The sequence below is a fragment of the Aeromicrobium sp. YIM 150415 genome (assembly GCF_016918125.1).
Lineage (GTDB): Bacteria > Actinomycetota > Actinomycetes > Propionibacteriales > Nocardioidaceae > Aeromicrobium > Aeromicrobium piscarium.
On the sequence record NZ_JAERWM010000023.1, the window covers coordinates 1 to 16,989 of the forward strand.

Here is a 16,989-nt window from a genome sequence, read left to right on the forward strand (position 1 = left end):
GTCGCACGTTCGCGTGTGTGATCCATCCAGTTGCAGGCTTCGCGTTTGAGCCTCGGACGAAAGGGACCTGTCATGGTCGTCCGTACCCTTCCCACCCTCGCTGCCGCCGCGGCGGCACTCCTGCTCGGCGGCTGCGCCGGTGCCCCCACCTCCGGCGACGGCGGGGACGGCTCCGATGCCGGCTTTCCGATCGAGCTGACCAGCTGCGGGACGACCTCCGAGGTCGCCGACCGGCCCGAGAGCGCCATCACCATGAACCAGGGCGCGACCGAGGTCGCGCTCGCGCTGGGTGTCGAGGACCAGCTGGCGGGCACCGCCTATCTCGATGACGAGATCCCCGAGAAGTGGCACGAGGCCTACGAGTCGGTGCCGGTGATCGCCGACGCCTATCCCGACAGCGAGACGGTGCTCGCCGAGCGCCCCGACTTCATCTACGCCTCCTACGCGTCGGCCTTCGATGCCGAGGCGGCGGGCTCCCGCGAGGAGCTGGCCGAGTCCGACATCGCGACCTATGTCTCTCCGCTCGGCTGCCCGTCGGGCGAGAAGGCCGAGGTCAGCTGGGACAGCGTCTGGGGCGAGGTCGACGATGTCGCCGCCGCCTTCGGGGTGTCGGAACGCGCCGAGGAGATCCGCGAGGAGCAGCAGAGCACGCTCGACGACCTCGGCGCGGATGCCGCCGGCGACGGCTTGCGGATCTTCTGGTTCGACTCGGGCACCGACACGGCCTTCGCCGGCGCCGGGGACGGCGGCCCTCAGCTGATCCTCGACGCGATCGGCGCCGAGAACGTCTTCGGCGACCAGGAGGGTGGCTGGGCGGATGTCAGCTGGGAGCAGGTCGTCGCCGAGGACCCCGATGTGATCGTGCTCGCCGATGCCGGATGGTCGACCGCCGACGACAAGATCGAGTTCCTGCGGAACGATCCGGCCCTGAGCCAGTTGCGGGCCGTCCAGGAGGAGCGATTCGTGACCGTGCCATTCTCGGCCTCGACTCCGGGAGTGAGGCTCGTCGACGGCGCGTCGTCGGTTGCCCAGCAGCTGACCGCTCAGTGACGACCCTCGTTGCCCCTCCGGGCAGAACGAGGACGCCGAAGGCGGTGCGCTCCTGGTCGATCGTCCTGCTGTCGGTGGCGCTCGTCGGCTCGCTGGGCGTCGCACTCGCGATCGGATCCGTGCACGTGCCGCTCCCGACGGTGCTCGAGGTGGTCGTCCGCCGGATGGGGCTGGCCGATCTTCCCGTCGAGCCGATCGATGACCGGATCGTGTGGCAGATGCGGATGCCGCGTGTGCTCGGTGCGGCGGCCGTCGGAGCGGGTCTCGCGATCGTCGGGGTGGTCCTGCAGTCGATCACCCGCAACGACCTCGCCGATCCGTACCTGCTCGGCATCTCCCAGGGCGCCACGGTCGGCGCGGTCTCGGTGCTCGTCCTCGGCTTCGGCGCCGGCCTGGCCGCGACCACCGCGCTGACGGTCGGGGCCTTCGCCGGTGCGCTCATGGCGCTCGTCGTGGTGCTGATCGTCGCGGCAGGACGCAGTGGCCGGCTCACGCCGGCCCGGACCGTCCTCGCGGGTGTCGCCGTCGGTCAGGTTTGTGCGGCGTACACCTCGTTCACCGTCGTCGTGAGCGACCAGCACGATGCCGCGCGTCGTGTCCTCAGCTGGACGCTGGGCTCGGTCGCGGGGGTGCGCTGGGGAGCCGCGATCTTCCTGCTGGTCGTCGCGGTGCTGACCGTGATCGTGCTCTGGTCCTTCTCGTCCACGCTCGATGCCTTCGCCTTCGGCGAGGTCGCCGCGAGCGCGTTGGGGGTGAGCGTGCCGGTGTTCCGGTGGATCGCCCTTACCGGTACGGCACTCGTGACCGCCTCGCTCGTCGCCTTCAGCGGCGCGATCGGCTTCGTCGGCCTCGTGGTGCCGCACGTCATGCGCCTCGTCCTCGGGCCCCGGCACACCATCCTGTTGCCGGCGAGCGCCCTCGGAGGAGCGGTGCTGCTGGTGTGGGCGGATCTCATCGCCCGTTCGATCGTTCCCGGTCAGGAGCTGCCGGTCGGTGTCGTCACCGCCCTGGTGGGAGCGCCCCTGTTCGGCTATCTGCTGTGGAGAGGAGCCCGGTCATGAGCGAGCGGAGCGAGCGAAGGTTGGGCTCTATCTCATGCCGCCGTCGTCCTAGCGTTCTTTTCTTTGAGGCGGTGGCGGCATGAGCGAGCGGAGCGAGCGACGGTTGGGCTCTATCTCATGCCGCCGGCGTCCTACTGTGTGCTTTTTCGAGGCGGTGGCGGCATGAGCGAGCGGACGATGGGCAGTCTGACGGCCCAAGGGGTCACGTGGATCGCGGGCGGCACGACGATCCTCGATGGCATCGACGTGACTTTCAAACCCGGTCTGTTCACCGGGATCATCGGCCCGAACGGCTCCGGCAAGACCTCGCTGCTGCATCTGCTCGCGGGCGTCAACCAGCCGTCGAGCGGCCTCGTGACACTCGACGGTGAGGCCCTGACGAGCCTGCGATCCAGGGAGCGGGCCCGCCGAGTGGCGCTGCTGGAACAGCATGCCGAGACGGGACTGGATCTCACGGCCCGCGATGTCGTGGAGCTCGGCCGCATCCCGCACCGCAGCCGTTGGCCCGGTGCCGTGCACGACGACGCGGAGACGATCGAGCGGGCGATGCATCGGGGCCGGGTCACCGCCCTCGGGGACCGGCGGTGGGCGACGCTCTCCGGCGGTGAACGGCAACGCGTCCAGCTCGCGAGGGCGCTCGCCCAGGAACCCGAGGTACTCCTGCTCGACGAGCCCACCAATCACCTCGACCTCGGCCACCAGATCGCCTTCCTGCGCACGGTCCGCGAGACCGCGCCGACCGCGATCGCCGCGCTGCACGATCTCGACCTGGCGGCGGCCTACTGCGACGAGTTGATCGTCATGCAAGGCGGGCACATCGTCGCTCACGGTGCCACCGACGATGTCCTCACCGCGGAGTTGATCCGCGACGTCTACGGTGTCGAGGCCGTCGTCGAGACGCATCCGGTGGCTCAGCGCCGCACGATCGTGTGGGTCGCGGGAGGTGAGCACGCATGCCGGCGTCCGTCGTGATCGTCGCGATGGCGGTCGACGCGGTGAACGACCACTCGGCCCTGGCCGAACTCGCGGAGGTCACCGGCGCGTCGGTCGCCTATCTCCAGCGAGGAGAGCCCTCGTTGGTCGATGAGTTGAGCCGGCTGGCCGACGACGGGGTCGCTCACGTGCGACTCGTCCGGCTGCCCGCCGCCGGTGCCGCCCCGGCCCGTTCCTGGTTGCGCCGCGTGGCGGCGCACTGGGTGCGCGAGCATCCCGGAGTCCGGGTCGAGGTGGTCGCCTCCGCGGTCACCGGGCGCGAGGCGCCGTTGCGGTCGTCCGCCTGGGAGGACGTTCCGGGCTTCCGCCATCATCTGCTCGTGTGCCGTGGCCCGCGCTGTTCCGCATCCGGTGCCGCGACCACCGCCGAAGCCCTCAGCACCGCGCTGCACGAGCGCGAGCTGGGCGACGAGGACGTACTCGTCACCCAGACGGGCTGTCTCTTCCCTTGTAATCACGCGCCGGTCGTGGCGGTGCACCCCGACGACACCTGGTACGGGCCCGTCACGGGGGCCGATGTCGGCGAGCTCGTCGACCAGCACCTCATCGACGGCCGCCCCGTCGACCGCCTGCGCCGACCGCGCATCATCTCCGAAAGGACCACCTCATGAGAACCCGATCCTTCGTCGCGGGCGTCAGCGCCCTCGGCCTGCTCGCCGCCTGCGGCTCGACCACTGACACGACCGATGCCGGCACCTCCGCCGAGGGCTACCCGATCGTGGTGGAGAACTGCGATCGCGAGGTCACGATCGAGTCCCCGGTCGAGCGCGCCGTGGTCATCAATCAACCGGCGACCGAGCTCGTGCTGAGCCTCGGACTCGCTGATCGGATCGAGGCCGTGGGGGTGTCGGACTCCCAGGTCATCGAGGACGTCAAGGAGGACTTCGAGAAGGTCGACAAGTTCGACGAGGAGTTCCCCGCGCTGGAGCGCGTGCTCGACGTCGAACCCGATCTCGTCTACTCGACCTTCGCGTACACCTTCACCTCCGAGGGGATCGGAGATCAGGAGCGGTTCGACGAGCTGGGCGTACCGACGTATCAGTCGCCGAGCGAGTGCGGCGGCCAGGACGCCGAGCAGACCAGCGAGCTCAGCCTCGACGACCTGTACGACGAGATCGCCGATGTCGCCGAGCTCTTCGATGTCCAGGATGCCGGCGACGAGTTGACGACCGAGCTGCGCGACCGAGCGGAGGCGGCGACCGAGGACCTCGGTGCGGAGGATGTCTCGCTCGCGTGGTGGTACTCCTCGACGCGCACCCCGTATATGGCCGGATGCTGCGGGGCGCCGGGCCTGATGACCCGTGCGGTCGGCGCGACCAATGCCTTTGAGGATCAGCGTCAGCTGTGGCCCGAGATCGGCTGGGAGTCGATCCTCGACCGCGACCCCGATGTGCTGGTGCTCGCCGACCTGGAGCGTGGCGACGACGGTGACAGCGCGGAGGCCAAGATCGCCTTCCTGGAGTCCGATCCGGTGGCGAGCCGGCTGACGGCGGTCAAGGAGCGTCGCTACATCATCCTCGGAGGGACGACGATGGATCCCTCGATCCGCAATGTCGACGGCATCGAGCAGATCGCCGAGGGGCTGCGGGATCTGGGGCTCGTCGGATGACCGCCGCCGATCTCGTGCGGCACTGGGACGACCAGCAGGCCGCCTACATCGCCGAACGCGAGCAGCGGTTCGCCGTCATGGTCGATGTGCTGCGGCAGGTCGCGGGCGACGAGCCGATGACCGTCCTCGACCTGGCCTGCGGGCCGGGTTCGCTGGCCGCCCGCGTCCTCGACGCGGTGCCGAACTCCCGGGTCGTGGCGGTCGACTACGATCCGGTGCTCCTGGACCTGGCGGCGGAGTACCTGGCGCCCTATGGCGATCGGGTGCGGATCGTGGACGCCGATCTGACCGGCGAGTGGCGGGGGGCCATGGCGGAGGAGGGCTTCGCCGGCGCCGTGTCGACGACGGCGCTGCACTGGCTGTGGCCTGCTGACCTCGTCCGCCTCTTCGCGGAGGTTGCCGAGGTCCTGCGACCGGGAGGGGTCTTCCTCGACGGCGACCACTTCCGATTCGACGGACGCTCGCCGCACATCGCGCGCTGGGCCGCCGACCACGATCGTCGCACCCAGGAGGAGGCCTTCGCCGCCGGCGCGCAGAGCTGGGACCGATGGTGGGGTTCGCTGAGCGAGCGCCTCGGCCACGCGGAGCGCGTCGCCGAGCGCGACCGCCGGTTCGCGGGCCGAGACGCGACGCCGTCGACCGCGATCGACTTCCGGCTCGCGGCGCTGTCGCAGGCCGGCTTCGCCGAGGTCGGCACCGCCTGGCAGCTCTACGACGACTACGTCACCTACGCCGTGCGCGGTTGACGCCTCCGCCTTGCCGCGCGACGACGAGACCGCGCCCGACCATTGACCGGCCCCGAGCGGTGAGCCATCCCGCACTCAAGGTGCGGCGGTGCGTGATAATCCACCGCCCACAGATCCCAGGAGGGGATCAGCGAGTTCCGTACCGTTGGCGGGCGCCCTGATGGCTGACGCCGAGAGCGGCGGCGATCTCCACCCAGGTGACGCCTCGGGCCCGGGCATCGTGCACTGCATCGGTGACCGCTCGCTCGGCTGCGGCGCGGCTCGCGACCGCTGCTCTGATCGGTTCCGTCGCCGAGATATCGCGCATCGGGGCGGTGGCAGGATCGATCTCCTCGATCCTGTCGAGGGCTTCCTGGTCACTGAGCCGTATCCGTGCCGTCATGGTCATGCTCCCTTCGGTCGTCTCAGGGCCAGAACTTCGGCCGTGCTCGCATCGCGTGAACCACTCGCGGATCGAGGTCGGGGTCCGCGATCCCCACCTCGATGATCCGACCATCGCGGGCGGTGCCGATCACCAACAGGACCTCGTCTCTGCCCTCATAGACCCGAAGGAGGTGACGAAGGGCGTGAAGGATGTCCTCATCGGCGATGCCGTGCCGTCGTGCGCTGGCCGTGATCCTCACGAATGCAACATTAATTGCATTCTACGTCGTGTCGAGATCGTTATCCACACCCTCGCTCAGCACGCGGGCCGCCCCTCGGACCGGGGCGCGCGCTGCCCGGATACGCTGGGCGCACTCACGTCGACGCGATCTCAGGAACCCGGTGCGAGACCGGGGCGGTTCCGCCACTGTGAGGCCGCGCGGGCATCGTCCGCGAGGCCGAGCCAGACACTGAACGCGACGATTCCGACTGATAGGGGCGAGAACCCCGAGGAGGAAGCATGACGCGCATCGCGTTGCTGTCCACATCCGACACCGATCTGCTCTCCGCGCGCGCGAGCGGTGCCGACTACCGCTTCGCCAACCCGGTGCGGTTGACCGACGAGCAGATCGCGGCGCTCGTGGACGAGGCCGATCTCGTCCTCGCCCGCATCCTCGGATCGCCCGACGACGTGCCGACGGCGGTGCGCGAGGCCACCGTCCCGATCGTCGTCCTCGGCGGCGAGCAGCAGCCGAGCGCCGAGCTCATGGAGCACTCCACCGTCCCGATGGGTGTGGCCGCCGAGGCGCATCGCTATCTCGCCGAGGGCGGTCCGGCCAACCTCGCCCAGCTCCACGCCTTCCTCTCCGACACGATCCTGCTGACCGGCGAGGGCTTCGAGCCGCCCGCCGTCCTGCCGACGTGGGGGTGGAGCGAGCGCCCCGAGCGCCCCGCGGATCTCCCACGCATCGGCATCCTCTACTACCGCGCGCACGAGGCGAGCGGCAATACGGAGTTCGCCCATGTGCTCGCCGATGCGATCGACGCCACCGGCGAGGCCGTGGGCAGTCCGGTCTTCTCCTCCTCGCTGCGTTCGGCCCCCGATGACCTCTATGCGGCGCTCGGCACCCTCGATGCGCTCATCGTGACCGTCCTCGCGGCGGGTGGCCAGGTGCCCGGCGCCGTGAGCGCGGGCGGCGACGACGAGACCTGGGATGTCGAGCGCATCGCCGCCCTCGACATCCCGGTCCTGCAGGGCCTGTGCCTCACCTCCAGCCGCGCCGAATGGGAGGCCAATGACGACGGCGTGACCCCGCTGGACTCGGCCAACCAGGTCGCCATCCCCGAGTTCGACGGCCGCATCATCACCGCGCCGTTCTCCTTCAAGGAGATCGACGCCGACGGCCTGCCGCGCTACGTCGCCGATGAGGAGCGCTGCCGCCGCGTCGCCGGGATCGCCGTCAACCACGCGCGCCTGCGCCGCACCCCGCCGGCGGAGCGCAAGCTCGCCCTCATGCTGTCGGCCTACCCGACCAAGCACAGCCGGGTCGGCAACGCCGTCGGCCTCGACACCCCGGTCTCGACGGTGCGGTTGCTGCGTCGTCTGCGCGATGCGGGCTACGACCTGGGCGACGACCCGACCATCAGCCGCGTGCTCGACATGGACGATGACACGGAGGCCGGCGACACGCTGATCCACGCGCTCATCGACGCCGGTGGGCAGGACGAGGAGTGGTTGACCTCGGGTCAGCTCACCGAGAGCCACGTGCGCATCCCGGCCGCCGACTATGAGCAGTGGATCGCCGACCTGCCTGCCGAACTGGTCGACGAGGTCACCGAGGCGTGGGGTGCCGCACCGGGCACGCTCTTCGTCAACGATCGTCAGGAGATCGTGCTGGCCACGATCACCAGCGGCAATATCGTCATCCTCATCCAGCCGCCCCGCGGCTTCGGCGAGAACCCGGTCGCGATCTACCACGACCCCGATCTCGCGCCGAGCCACCACTATCTCGCCGCCTACCGCTGGCTCGAGCGCGGCTTCGGTGCGCACGCGGTGGTCCACCTGGGCAAGCACGGGTCGATGGAGTGGCTGCCGGGCAAGAACGCCGCCCTCTCGGCCTCGTGCGCCACGGATGCCGCGATCGGCAGCATGCCGCTCATCTACCCCTTCCTCGTCAACGATCCCGGTGAGGGCGCGCAGGCCAAGCGCCGCGCGCACGCCACGATCGTCGACCATCTGATCCCGCCGATGGCGCGCGCCGAGTCCTATGGCGATATCGCCCGGCTGGAGCAGCTGCTCGACGAGTACGCCAATATCCAGGCGATGGACCCCGCCAAGCTGCCGGCCATCCGCGCCGAGATCTGGACCCTCATGCACGCCGCGGAGATGCACCGCGACCTCGGCCTCGACGAGCGCCCCGGGGACGAGGAGTTCGACGACTTCCTGCTGCACGTTGACGGCTGGCTGTGCGAGGTCAAGGACGCGCAGATCCGCGACGGTCTGCACGTGCTCGGCCAGGCCCCCGACGGCGAAGCGCGTGTCAATCTCGTGCTGGCCATCCTGCGCGCCTCACAGGTCTGGGGCGGTGAGACCGGTGCTGTCCCCGGGCTCCGTGCCGCACTCGGGCTGAAGGAAGGTGCCGACGAGCTGGGGGCCGTCGACGAGATCGAGCAACGCGCCCGTGAGCTCGTCCTCGCGATGGAGGAGGCGGGCTGGGACGCCTCGGCGGCCACCGGACTGCACGATGATCCCGAGGTGGTGCGCGTGCTGGAGTTCGCCGCCACGCAGGTCGTGCCGCGGCTGGCCAAGACCACCGACGAGCTCGACGCGGTTCTGCACGCCCTCGACGGTGGATTCATCCCCGCCGGCCCGTCGGGATCGCCGCTGCGCGGTCTCGTCAACGTGCTGCCGACCGGGCGCAATTTCTACACCGTCGACCCGCGCGCCGTGCCCTCGCGACTCGCCTACGAGACCGGCGTGGCGATGGCCGACTCGCTGGTCCAGCGCCACCTCGACGAGACGGGGGAGTACCCCACCTCGGTCGGCTTGTCGGTGTGGGGCACGTCGGCGATGCGCACGAGCGGCGACGATATCGCCGAGGTGCTGGCGTTGCTCGGCGTGCGCCCGTCCTGGGACGAGGCCTCGCGCCGCGTCAACGGTCTCGACATCGTGCCGCTGGAGGAGCTCGGCCGCCCGCGCATCGACGTGACCGTGCGGATCTCGGGCTTCTTCCGCGACGCCTTCCCGCATGTCATCGCGATGCTCGACGACGCGGTCGCCCTCGTCGCCGAGCTCGACGAGCCCGCCGATCAGAACTACGTCCGCGCCCACACCGCGGCCGATCTGATCGAGCACGGCGACGAGCGCCGCGCCCGCACCCGCATCTTCGGCTCCAAGCCGGGGTCCTATGGAGCGGGCATCCTGCAGACCATCGAGGCTGGCAATTGGCGCGATGACAACGATCTCGCCGAGGTCTACACCGCCTGGGGCGGCTTCGCCTACGGCCGCGACCTCGACGGGGCCCCCGCGGCCGACGACATGCGCGCCAACTACCGGCGCATCCAGGTCGCGGCCAAGAACATCGACACGCGCGAGCACGACATCGCCGACTCCGACGATTACTTCCAGTACCACGGCGGCATGGTCGCGACGGTGCGGGCGCTGACGGGCAAGGACCCCAAGGCCTATGTCGGCGACTCGACCACGCCCGATGCGGTCAAGACCCGCACGCTGTCGGAGGAGACCAGCCGCGTGTTCCGTTCGCGTGTGGTCAACCCGCGCTGGATCGGCGCGATGCAGCGGCACGGCTACAAGGGCGCCTTCGAGCTCGCGGCGACGGTCGACTATCTCTACGGCTTCGATGCGACCACCGGTGTGGTGCACGACTGGATGTACGAGCAGCTCGCGCAGTCCTATGTGCTGGACGAGCAGACCCAGGAGTTCATGCGGCAGTCGAATCCGTGGGCGCTGCGCGGCATCGTCGAGCGCCTGCACGAGGCTGCCGACCGGGGTCTGTGGGCCGAGCCCGACCCCGAGACCCTCGCCGCCCTCCAGTCCGTCTACCTCGAGGTCGAGGGCGAGCTCGAGGACCGCCAGTGACCGAAGCGCGGGGACGAGACGCAGGATGTGACTCTGCGGTTGCTATGGCTACCGTGGAATCACATCTCGCGTCGTCGGGTGACGCAGGATGTGACCCTGTGGTTGCTATGACGACCACCGAAGCACATCTCGCGTCCGTCGCGACCGGGGGTGTGCGATGAGGGTGCGGGTCGTGGGGATCGGGCCGGGGGGTGTCGATCAGCTGACGGTCGAGGCGGTTGAAGCGCTGCGATCGGTCTCGGCCTATCTCGTCGTCGAGAAGCGCGAGGACGATCCCCTCGTCGCCGCCCGTGAGGCGATCATCGCGCGCCACGTCCCCGACCCGCCGCCGATGATCACCGTCCGCGACCCCGAAAGGGAGCGCAGCGCCCGGGTAGCCGGCGACGAGTCCGCCTACCAGCGAGCCGTCGCTGACTGGCATGCCGCACGAGCCGAACGCTTCGCCACCGCCCTCGACGAAGCCGACGGAGATGTCGCGATCCTCGTCTGGGGCGACCCCGCCTTCTACGACTCGACCCTCCGCATCCTCGATCGCGTGGCGGCGGACCGATCCCTCGATGTCGACGTGATCCCCGGCGTCTCGAGTCTGCAACTGCTCGCCGCCCGGCACGCCATCGTGCTGCACGAGATCGGCCGGCCGCTGCACCTGACCACCGGCCGCAAGCTGTCCGAGGCCGTCGAACGCGGCGAGGGCAATATCGCCGCGATGCTGCTGTCCTCGATCGACTCCTTCGCCGCGCTGAGCGACTGGACGGTCTGGTGGGGCGCGAATCTCGGCACCGCTCACGAGGCGCTCGCCCACGGGACGGTCGCCGAGGTGCTTCCCGACATCCGCGCTGCCCGCGACCGGGTCAAGGACGAGGCCGGCTGGATCATGGACCTCGCCCTCCTGCGAGCCCCGGCGTGAACCGGTCGCGAACGTGTGGTCGAATCCACGGTGGTCGAGTGGCCGAAGGCCGTTCACGGCCGACGCGTATCGAGACCACATTTCGAAGTGATTTCGATACGCCGCTCGTCCCTCGCGGCTACTCAATCACCGGGAACTCGGCTATCGGGAACTCGGTGGTCGAGTGCCCGCTGGCGGCACCTCCCGCTTGCGGGGGAGGAACGAGCGGGCGTATCGAGACCACACCAGGCGGGGCACCGTGAGTGCGCGGCTGCTGATCGCGGGGACGACCTCGGACGCGGGCAAGTCGGTCGTCACCACCGCACTCTGCCGCGCCTATGCCCGGCGCGGCATCCGGGTCGCGCCGTATAAGGCGCAGAACATGTCCAATAACTCGATGGTGTGCGCCGACGAGGTCGGCACGACCGCCGAGATCGGCCGCGCCCAGTGGATCCAGGCGCTCGCCGCGCGCGCCCGCCCCGAGCCGGCCATGAACCCCGTGCTGCTCAAGCCCGGCAGCGACCGCCGCAGCCATGTCGTCGCGATGGGCAGGCCCGCCGGCACCATCTCCTCGATGGACTTCGCCCGGGGCCGGCGCCACCTCGCCACGCTCGCCCACGATGCCTTCGACGACCTCGCGGGCCGCTACGACCTCGTGATCGCCGAGGGCGCGGGCAGCCCCACTGAGATCAACCTGCGCGCCAGCGACTACGTCAACATGGGCCTCGCGCAGCACGCCCGGATGCCTGTCGTGGTGGTCGGCGATATCGACCGCGGTGGCGTGTTCGCGGCTTTCTACGGCACCGTCGCGCTGCTCGACGCCGCCGATCAGGCCCTCGTCGCCGGTTTCGTGGTCAACAAGTTCCGCGGCGACGAGCGTCTGCTGCGCCCGGGCCTGGACGCCATCGAGGAGCGCACGGGCCGCCGCGTCTACGGCACGCTGCCGTGGGACGCCGGACTGTGGCTGGACTCCGAGGACGCCCTCGACCTGGAGAGCCGCCGCGATCAGCGCAGCTCCGATCCTGTGCGGGTCGCCGTCGTCCGCCTCCCGCGGGTCAGCAACTTCACCGATGTCGACGCGCTCGCCCTCGAACCCGGTGTGGACGTGCGTTTCGTGAGCGATGCACGGGGACTCGACGATGCCGACCTCGTCGTCCTGCCCGGCACCCGCACGACCATCGGCGACCTGGCCTGGCTCCGCGCCCGCGGCCTCGAGGAGCCCATCGTCAGCCACGCTCGCCGGGGGGGAGCGGTGCTCGGGATCTGCGGGGGCTTCCAGATGCTCGGGCGGTCGATCACCGACGAGGCCGGTGTCGAAGGCGACCGTGGGGCACGGGTCGAAGGACTCGGACTGCTCGATGTCGAGACGCGGTTCGAGGCCGAGAAGGTCCTGCGGCTCCCGGTGGGAGAGGCTCTCGGTCACGAGGTGTCCGGGTACGAGATCCATCACGGGCGGGTCACCGTGCGGGGCGGCGAGGAGTTCCTCGGCGGCGCCCACGCGGGATCCGTCTGGGGCACGATGTGGCACGGCAGCCTGGAGTCCGACGGATTCCGCCGAGCGCTGCTGACGGAGGTCGCCGGCAGGATCGGGCGCGAACTCCCGTCATCGGACGTCTCCTTCGCGACGGCGCGTGAGGCTCGCATCGACCTGCTCGCCGACCTCGCCGAGTCCCATCTCGACCTCGATGCCCTCCTCGATCTGGCCACGTCCGGACCGGGACGGATGCGGACCCTGGCATGAGTGAGCGAGGCACGGCATGACGGTTCTGGTGCTGGGCGGGACGAGTGAGGCGCGGGAGGCGGCCCGACTGCTCGACGAGGCCGGGACACCCTTCCTCTCCTCGCTCGCGGGACGGGTCGCGAGGCCTCGCCTGCCGGTGGGCCCGGTGCGGGTCGGCGGCTTCGGGGGAGTCGACGGCCTGCGAGCCTACCTGCGCGCCGAGAACATCACGGCCGTCCTCGACGCGACCCATCCGTTCGCGGAGCAGATCACCCGCAACGGCTACGCGGCAGCGCGTGCGGAGGACCTGCCGTATGTGCGCCTCGCCCGTCCCGGATGGAGCGACGCCCCGGGGGCGGGGACCTGGCACTGGGTCGCCGACCACGACGAGGCGGCATCGACCGCCGCATCGCTGGGTCGGCGACCGATGCTCACGATCGGCCGCCGCCACCTCGGCCATTTCCTCGGCCCGCTCGCCGACCGCCCGGCGCTGGTCCGCGTGGTCGACGAGCCCGACCATCAGGTGCCGTCCGGCTGGACGGTTCTGCCGAGCCGCGGCCCGTACACCCTCGACGGCGAACGCGCGTTGATGCGCGAGCACGACATCGATGTCGTCGTCACGAAGGACTCCGGCGGCTCGTACACGTGGCCGAAACTCGAGGTCGCCGCCGAACGCGGCGCCGCGGTGGTGGTCGTGCGCCGTGCACCGTCCCCGTGGCCGCCCGGCGAGGTCGTCGAGCATGCCGAGCCGACGAGCGCCGTCTCAGCGATCACCGCTCTCATCGGGTGAGGAAGCGCGGCAGATACGCTGTTGCGGTGACGCATGGGGAGGGGCGGAGGTCCGCCACGATCATCGGTGCCGTCCGGTGAGCGTCGTGGAGATGGTGCTGGTCCTGTTCGCGGGAGTCGGCGCCGGGGTCATCAACACGATCGTCGGATCGGGGACCCTCATCACCTTCCCCACGCTCGTCGCCTTCGGCGTCCCCCCGGTCACCGCGACGATGAGCAATGCGGTCGGCCTCATCCCGGGCAATATCTCCGGCTCGTTCGGCTACCGTCGTGAGCTCGCCGGACAAGGGCGCCGCGTCGCGCTGTTCCTGCCGGCCTCCCTCGCCGGCGCGCTGGGCGGAGCCTGGCTGCTGCTCCACCTGCCCGAGGACGCGTTCGTCTCCATCGTGCCGTGGCTGCTGGTCCTGGCCCTCGTGCTGGTCGTGGCCCAGCCGATGCTCCAGCGCTATGTGCGGAGCCGTGGTCCTCGCCCACCAGGGGAACGGGAGATCGGCCTGGGGCGCGGGGCGCTCCTGCTCCCGCTGATCGCCCTCTGCGGCGTCTACGGCGGCTACTTCGCCGCCGCACAGGGCATCCTGCTGGTGGGGATCCTGGGACTCCTGCTCCCGGACACGCTGCAGCGTCACAACGCGCTCAAGAACATCCTCGTGATGGCCGTCAACAGCGTCGCCGCGACCACCTATGTCATCGTGGCGTCCACCGGCGGCAGGCACCCCATCGACTGGACGGCCGTCGGGCTGATCGCCGCCGGCTCCCTCGTCGGCGGCTGGATCGGCGCGCGCGTCGGTCGCCGACTCCCGCCGGCCGTGCTGCGAGCCTGCATCGTCGTGCTCGGCCTCGTGGCGATCTGGACCTTGGTGCGGCTCTGACCCGACCGTGAGCGGGAGCGGTGACTTACGCACCCCTCCTCACCCCGAGCGGTGGGGGGGGGGGCGCGCACCAAACCCGCCGGGAGTGGGGGCCCCACCCCCCCCCCCCCCCGGTGGGTTACGCACCTCTCAACACGGTCGAGAGGTGCGTAACCCACCGCCCCCGCGGGCGAGGAGTGCGTAAGTCACCGCCCCCGTACGGCGGAGGCGCGAGGGTGCCGAGGGATGGGGTCAGGACTTGTCGTCGCCGCCGAGGTCGATGACGCGCGTGCGCTCGGTCGCGTCCTCGTCCTCGACCGGCTCGATCTGCGAGGTCTCGTCGGACTCCGCGGAGTCGGTCTCGCCGTCGACGACTCCCTCGGTCTCGACCTCCTCCGCGTCCGCGAACGGGTCGGCGAACTGGACATTGCCGCCGGTCAGGGTCGCGAGCATCTGCCGCACATTGGACAGCTGAGCGTTGATGGCATCCCGGCGCTGCGATGCCGCCGCCAGCTCGCGCTCGGACTCCGACCGCACCTTGGCGGCCGTCGTCTTCGCCTCGCCGACGATCTGCTCGGCGCGCTGCTGAGCCTCGGTGAGGAGCCGGTTGGCCTCGCGGAGCCGATCCTGGTACTCGGCATCGGCCTCGGCCTGGCGCTTCTCCAGACGCGACTCCAGCTCCGCGCTGCGTCGCTCGGCCTCGGCCATCTGCTGCTGGAAGTCCGCCTCGACGGCCTCGCGGCGCTCAGCGAGGGTCTTCTCGAAGTCGGCCGCCGCCTTGGCTGCCTTGGCGCGCTGGCTCTCGTAGATCGCCTCGGCCTCCTGGAGGCGTCCGGCGGCCTCGCGGTCGGCGGCATCGATCCGGTCGTCGGCGGTGCGGCGGGCGTCCTCGAGGAGTCGGGCCACCTCGGCGTCCACATCGGCCCGGCGCTTCTCGGCGTAGAGATCGGCCTCGTCGCGGATCTGCTGCGCGGAGCCCTCGATCTCGGCCTGGCGCGCGTCGAGCTCGCTGCCGACGCGTTCCTTCAGCTCACTCGCCTCCTCCTCGGCGAGGGCGAGGATCTGGCCTACGCGAGCGCCCAGGTGCTCGAAACTCGGCGGTTCCTGGGGCAGCTCGCTGGCGGTGCGCTCGGACTCCCGCTCCGCCTCGAGCTTCTCCAGATAGGCGGTGAGCTCGTTGATCCGCCGGCGAGCGATCGCGGCCTCGTCGGCGAGCGACTGGAGCCGGGCGTCGACCTGCGACGGCTCGTAGCCGCGCAGGACCATGCGGAAGTCGGAAGGGGAATCAGGCGTCATGGGCGTCTTCCTCAGGGGTCGTGGTGGGATGCTCCGGCACGCTCAGTGCGGTGATGACACCGGACAGCTGACCGAGCTCGGACGTGATCTGATCGCGACGCTGGCGCAGGCTGGTGACCTCGTCACGGGCCTCGTCGAGCATCGTGCGGGCGGCGCTGCGCAGCTCGTCGGCCTCCTGGCGGGCCGATGCGAGCAGGCGATGGGCCTCCTCGCGGCGTGTCTGTACTTCGTCGTGTGCCTCGCGCTGCTTGCGGACGACCTCTTCGGCGACCCGCGTCCGCAGCATCTTGGCTCCCGACTCGGCCTCGCCGAGCCGGCGGTCGGCGCGCTCCCGGGAGGCGGCGGCGTAGTCATCGGCCTCGCGTCGCACCGTGGCGGCGTGGCGTTCCGCCTCGGCGGTCAGTGAGGCGGCGCGCTGCTCGGCCTCGCGCTGCACCGCGAGGCCGGCGTCCGCCAGCTCCTGGGCCTGATGGTCGGCATCGGCGATCTGGCCGGCGAGGCGCAGGCGCAGCCGCCGGACGACCTCGAGCGTCTGCGCGCGGGTGCGTCGGACGACCGCCGCGGCGTCGCGGTGGCCGCTCAGCCGGATCCGCTGCACCTCGAGCTCGGCGGTCTGCAGGAGCGAGGCGACGGTCTCGCGCGCCCAGGTCATCTGCTCCCCGGCCTCTGTGACGAGCCGGTCGGCCTCCGCGCGGGCCTCGTCGACGAGGGTGGTCGCCTGGTCGCGTGCGTCGGCGAGCTCCTGGGCGGCCTGGGCTCGTTGCTTCTCGGTATCGGCCTGGGCGGTCTCGCGCAGCTGCGTCGCCTCGGCGGTGGCCTGCTCGACGAGCTCGGTGGCTCGCCGCGTGGCCTCGTCGGTGATGGTGTCCGCGGCGGCCTGGGCCTCCGCCTCGCGGGTGGCGACGAGGTTCTCGGTGGCCGTGTCCTGCTCGGCAGCCCGGTCGGTGGCCTCGGTGAGGAGCCGTTCGGCTTCGGCGCGCGCGGATTCGAGGGTGGTGCGGGCCTCTTCGCTGTGGCGGTCGAGGAGGGCGCGCGCTTCGGCCCTTTCGGTCTCGGCGGCCGCCCGGGCCTCGCCGAGCAGCTCATCGCGTTGCTGTTCGGCCGTGCTGATCATCACGCTGGCTTGGTCGCTGGCTTCGAGCAGGAGCTCGTGAGCGTCCTTGGATGCTTCGTCCCACTGGCCGCGGGCGCGATTGAGCGCGCTTGCGGCCTCGTCGTGGGCCTCCCGCGCGGCGGCGTGCAGCTGCTGGGCCTCGGCTTCGAGGCGGTGCGCCTCCTCGGTGGCGCGTTCGGCCTCGGCCTCGGCGTCGCGGCGCAGCTGATCGGCGACCTCCTGGGCACGGCGCAGCAGCGCGGCGACACCCCCGCCGGCCTCACCGGCGGGTGTCGATGTCGGCTGCTGAGTCCCCATGGTCACCGATTCTCCCACTCCGGTGAAAAGAGTCCAGGTGAGACCTCTCTCCCACCGTGGCGGTAGGCCATCAACGTCTCACTCTCGGCGGCGGTACGTGGTGAACCTCATCGCTGCC

At 70.7% G+C, this 16,989-nt stretch carries 15 protein-coding genes and 1 riboswitch; of the genes, 11 read left to right on the forward strand and 4 right to left on the reverse strand.

Annotation, left to right across the window (positions count from 1 at the left end; translation table 11 throughout):
- The first annotated feature begins 72 nt into the window (after positions 1-72).
- The 6 genes from JL108_RS14695 (at position 73) to JL108_RS14720 (ending at position 5,459) form a co-directional block, all read left to right on the forward strand.
- Complete coding sequence (locus tag JL108_RS14695) at positions 73-1,050, forward strand: ABC transporter substrate-binding protein (protein WP_205198976.1); 978 nt, start codon at positions 73-75, stop codon at positions 1,048-1,050.
- Positions 1,051-1,094: 44 nt separating this feature from the next.
- Positions 1,095-2,111, forward strand: a complete 1,017-nt coding sequence (locus JL108_RS14700) for an iron ABC transporter permease (RefSeq protein ID WP_205198977.1) — start codon at positions 1,095-1,097, stop codon at positions 2,109-2,111.
- Between the two features lie 162 nt (positions 2,112-2,273).
- Complete coding sequence (locus tag JL108_RS20620; protein WP_143913589.1) at positions 2,274-3,083, forward strand: ABC transporter ATP-binding protein; 810 nt, start codon at positions 2,274-2,276, stop codon at positions 3,081-3,083.
- Positions 3,065-3,715 (forward strand): ferredoxin, encoded by a 651-nt coding sequence (locus JL108_RS14710; protein ID WP_205198978.1) that lies wholly within the window; start codon positions 3,065-3,067, stop codon positions 3,713-3,715. Before JL108_RS20620 ends, JL108_RS14710 begins: the two co-directional genes overlap by 19 nt.
- Positions 3,712-4,713, forward strand: a complete 1,002-nt coding sequence (locus tag JL108_RS14715) for an ABC transporter substrate-binding protein (protein ID WP_143913587.1) — start codon at positions 3,712-3,714, stop codon at positions 4,711-4,713. The genes JL108_RS14710 and JL108_RS14715 overlap by 4 nt, the downstream gene beginning before the upstream one ends.
- Positions 4,710-5,459: a class I SAM-dependent methyltransferase gene (locus tag JL108_RS14720; RefSeq protein WP_205198979.1), complete on the forward strand. Its 750-nt coding sequence runs from the start codon at positions 4,710-4,712 to the stop codon at positions 5,457-5,459. The genes JL108_RS14715 and JL108_RS14720 overlap by 4 nt, the downstream gene beginning before the upstream one ends.
- Positions 5,460-5,586: 127 nt before the next feature.
- On the opposite strand, the gene JL108_RS14725 is transcribed toward JL108_RS14720, so the two are convergent.
- Both JL108_RS14725 and JL108_RS14730 read right to left on the reverse strand, forming a co-directional pair.
- A complete protein-coding gene (locus JL108_RS14725; RefSeq protein WP_205198980.1) occupies positions 5,587-5,841 on the reverse strand; it encodes a hypothetical protein in 255 nt (84 codons plus the stop codon).
- Between the two features lie 22 nt (positions 5,842-5,863).
- A complete protein-coding gene (locus JL108_RS14730) occupies positions 5,864-6,082 on the reverse strand; it encodes a hypothetical protein (RefSeq protein WP_205198981.1) in 219 nt (72 codons plus the stop codon).
- Positions 6,083-6,183: 101 nt separating this feature from the next.
- Positions 6,184-6,316, forward strand: a riboswitch (cobalamin riboswitch).
- A gap of 26 nt (positions 6,317-6,342) precedes the next feature.
- On the opposite strand from JL108_RS14730, the gene cobN reads away from it, so the two are divergent.
- From cobN to JL108_RS14755, 5 genes are all read left to right on the forward strand, one after another.
- The gene (gene cobN, locus JL108_RS14735) at positions 6,343-9,921 is read left to right on the forward strand and encodes a cobaltochelatase subunit CobN (RefSeq protein WP_205198982.1); all 3,579 of its coding nucleotides are present in this window, start codon (positions 6,343-6,345) and stop codon (positions 9,919-9,921) included.
- Positions 9,922-10,078: 157 nt separating this feature from the next.
- A complete protein-coding gene (cobF, locus tag JL108_RS14740) occupies positions 10,079-10,828 on the forward strand; it encodes a precorrin-6A synthase (deacetylating) (protein WP_205198983.1) in 750 nt (249 codons plus the stop codon).
- A gap of 238 nt (positions 10,829-11,066) precedes the next feature.
- Entirely contained in the window at positions 11,067-12,548 is a 1,482-nt protein-coding gene (locus tag JL108_RS14745) for a cobyric acid synthase (RefSeq protein ID WP_205198984.1), read from the forward strand.
- Between the two features lie 16 nt (positions 12,549-12,564).
- Positions 12,565-13,317 (forward strand): cobalt-precorrin-6A reductase, encoded by a 753-nt coding sequence (locus JL108_RS14750; RefSeq protein WP_205198985.1) that lies wholly within the window; start codon positions 12,565-12,567, stop codon positions 13,315-13,317.
- Between the two features lie 76 nt (positions 13,318-13,393).
- Positions 13,394-14,185: a sulfite exporter TauE/SafE family protein gene (locus JL108_RS14755; protein WP_307837280.1), complete on the forward strand. Its 792-nt coding sequence runs from the start codon at positions 13,394-13,396 to the stop codon at positions 14,183-14,185.
- 231 nt (positions 14,186-14,416) lie between these two features.
- On the opposite strand, the gene JL108_RS14760 is transcribed toward JL108_RS14755, so the two are convergent.
- The gene (locus JL108_RS14760) at positions 14,417-15,460 is read right to left on the reverse strand and encodes a hypothetical protein (protein ID WP_143913574.1); all 1,044 of its coding nucleotides are present in this window, start codon (positions 15,458-15,460) and stop codon (positions 14,417-14,419) included.
- Complete coding sequence (locus JL108_RS14765; protein ID WP_205198986.1) at positions 15,450-16,877, reverse strand: hypothetical protein; 1,428 nt, start codon at positions 16,875-16,877, stop codon at positions 15,450-15,452. The genes JL108_RS14760 and JL108_RS14765 overlap by 11 nt, the downstream gene beginning before the upstream one ends.
- Positions 16,878-16,989: the final 112 nt, after the last annotated feature.

Coding starts and splice junctions, on each gene's coding strand:
- cobN (WP_205198982.1), top strand. CDS start 6,343: ATGACGCGCATCGCGTTGCTGTCCACATCCGACACCGATCTGCTCTCC.
- JL108_RS14725 (WP_205198980.1), bottom strand. CDS start 5,841: ATGACGGCACGGATACGGCTCAGTGACCAGGAAGCCCTCGACAGGATC.
- JL108_RS14720 (WP_205198979.1), top strand. CDS start 4,710: ATGACCGCCGCCGATCTCGTGCGGCACTGGGACGACCAGCAGGCCGCC.
- JL108_RS14715 (WP_143913587.1), top strand. CDS start 3,712: ATGAGAACCCGATCCTTCGTCGCGGGCGTCAGCGCCCTCGGCCTGCTC.
- JL108_RS14695 (WP_205198976.1), top strand. CDS start 73: ATGGTCGTCCGTACCCTTCCCACCCTCGCTGCCGCCGCGGCGGCACTC.
- JL108_RS14710 (WP_205198978.1), top strand. CDS start 3,065: ATGCCGGCGTCCGTCGTGATCGTCGCGATGGCGGTCGACGCGGTGAAC.
- JL108_RS14750 (WP_205198985.1), top strand. CDS start 12,565: ATGACGGTTCTGGTGCTGGGCGGGACGAGTGAGGCGCGGGAGGCGGCC.
- cobF (WP_205198983.1), top strand. CDS start 10,079: ATGAGGGTGCGGGTCGTGGGGATCGGGCCGGGGGGTGTCGATCAGCTG.
- JL108_RS14760 (WP_143913574.1), bottom strand. CDS start 15,460: ATGACGCCTGATTCCCCTTCCGACTTCCGCATGGTCCTGCGCGGCTAC.
- JL108_RS20620 (WP_143913589.1), top strand. CDS start 2,274: ATGAGCGAGCGGACGATGGGCAGTCTGACGGCCCAAGGGGTCACGTGG.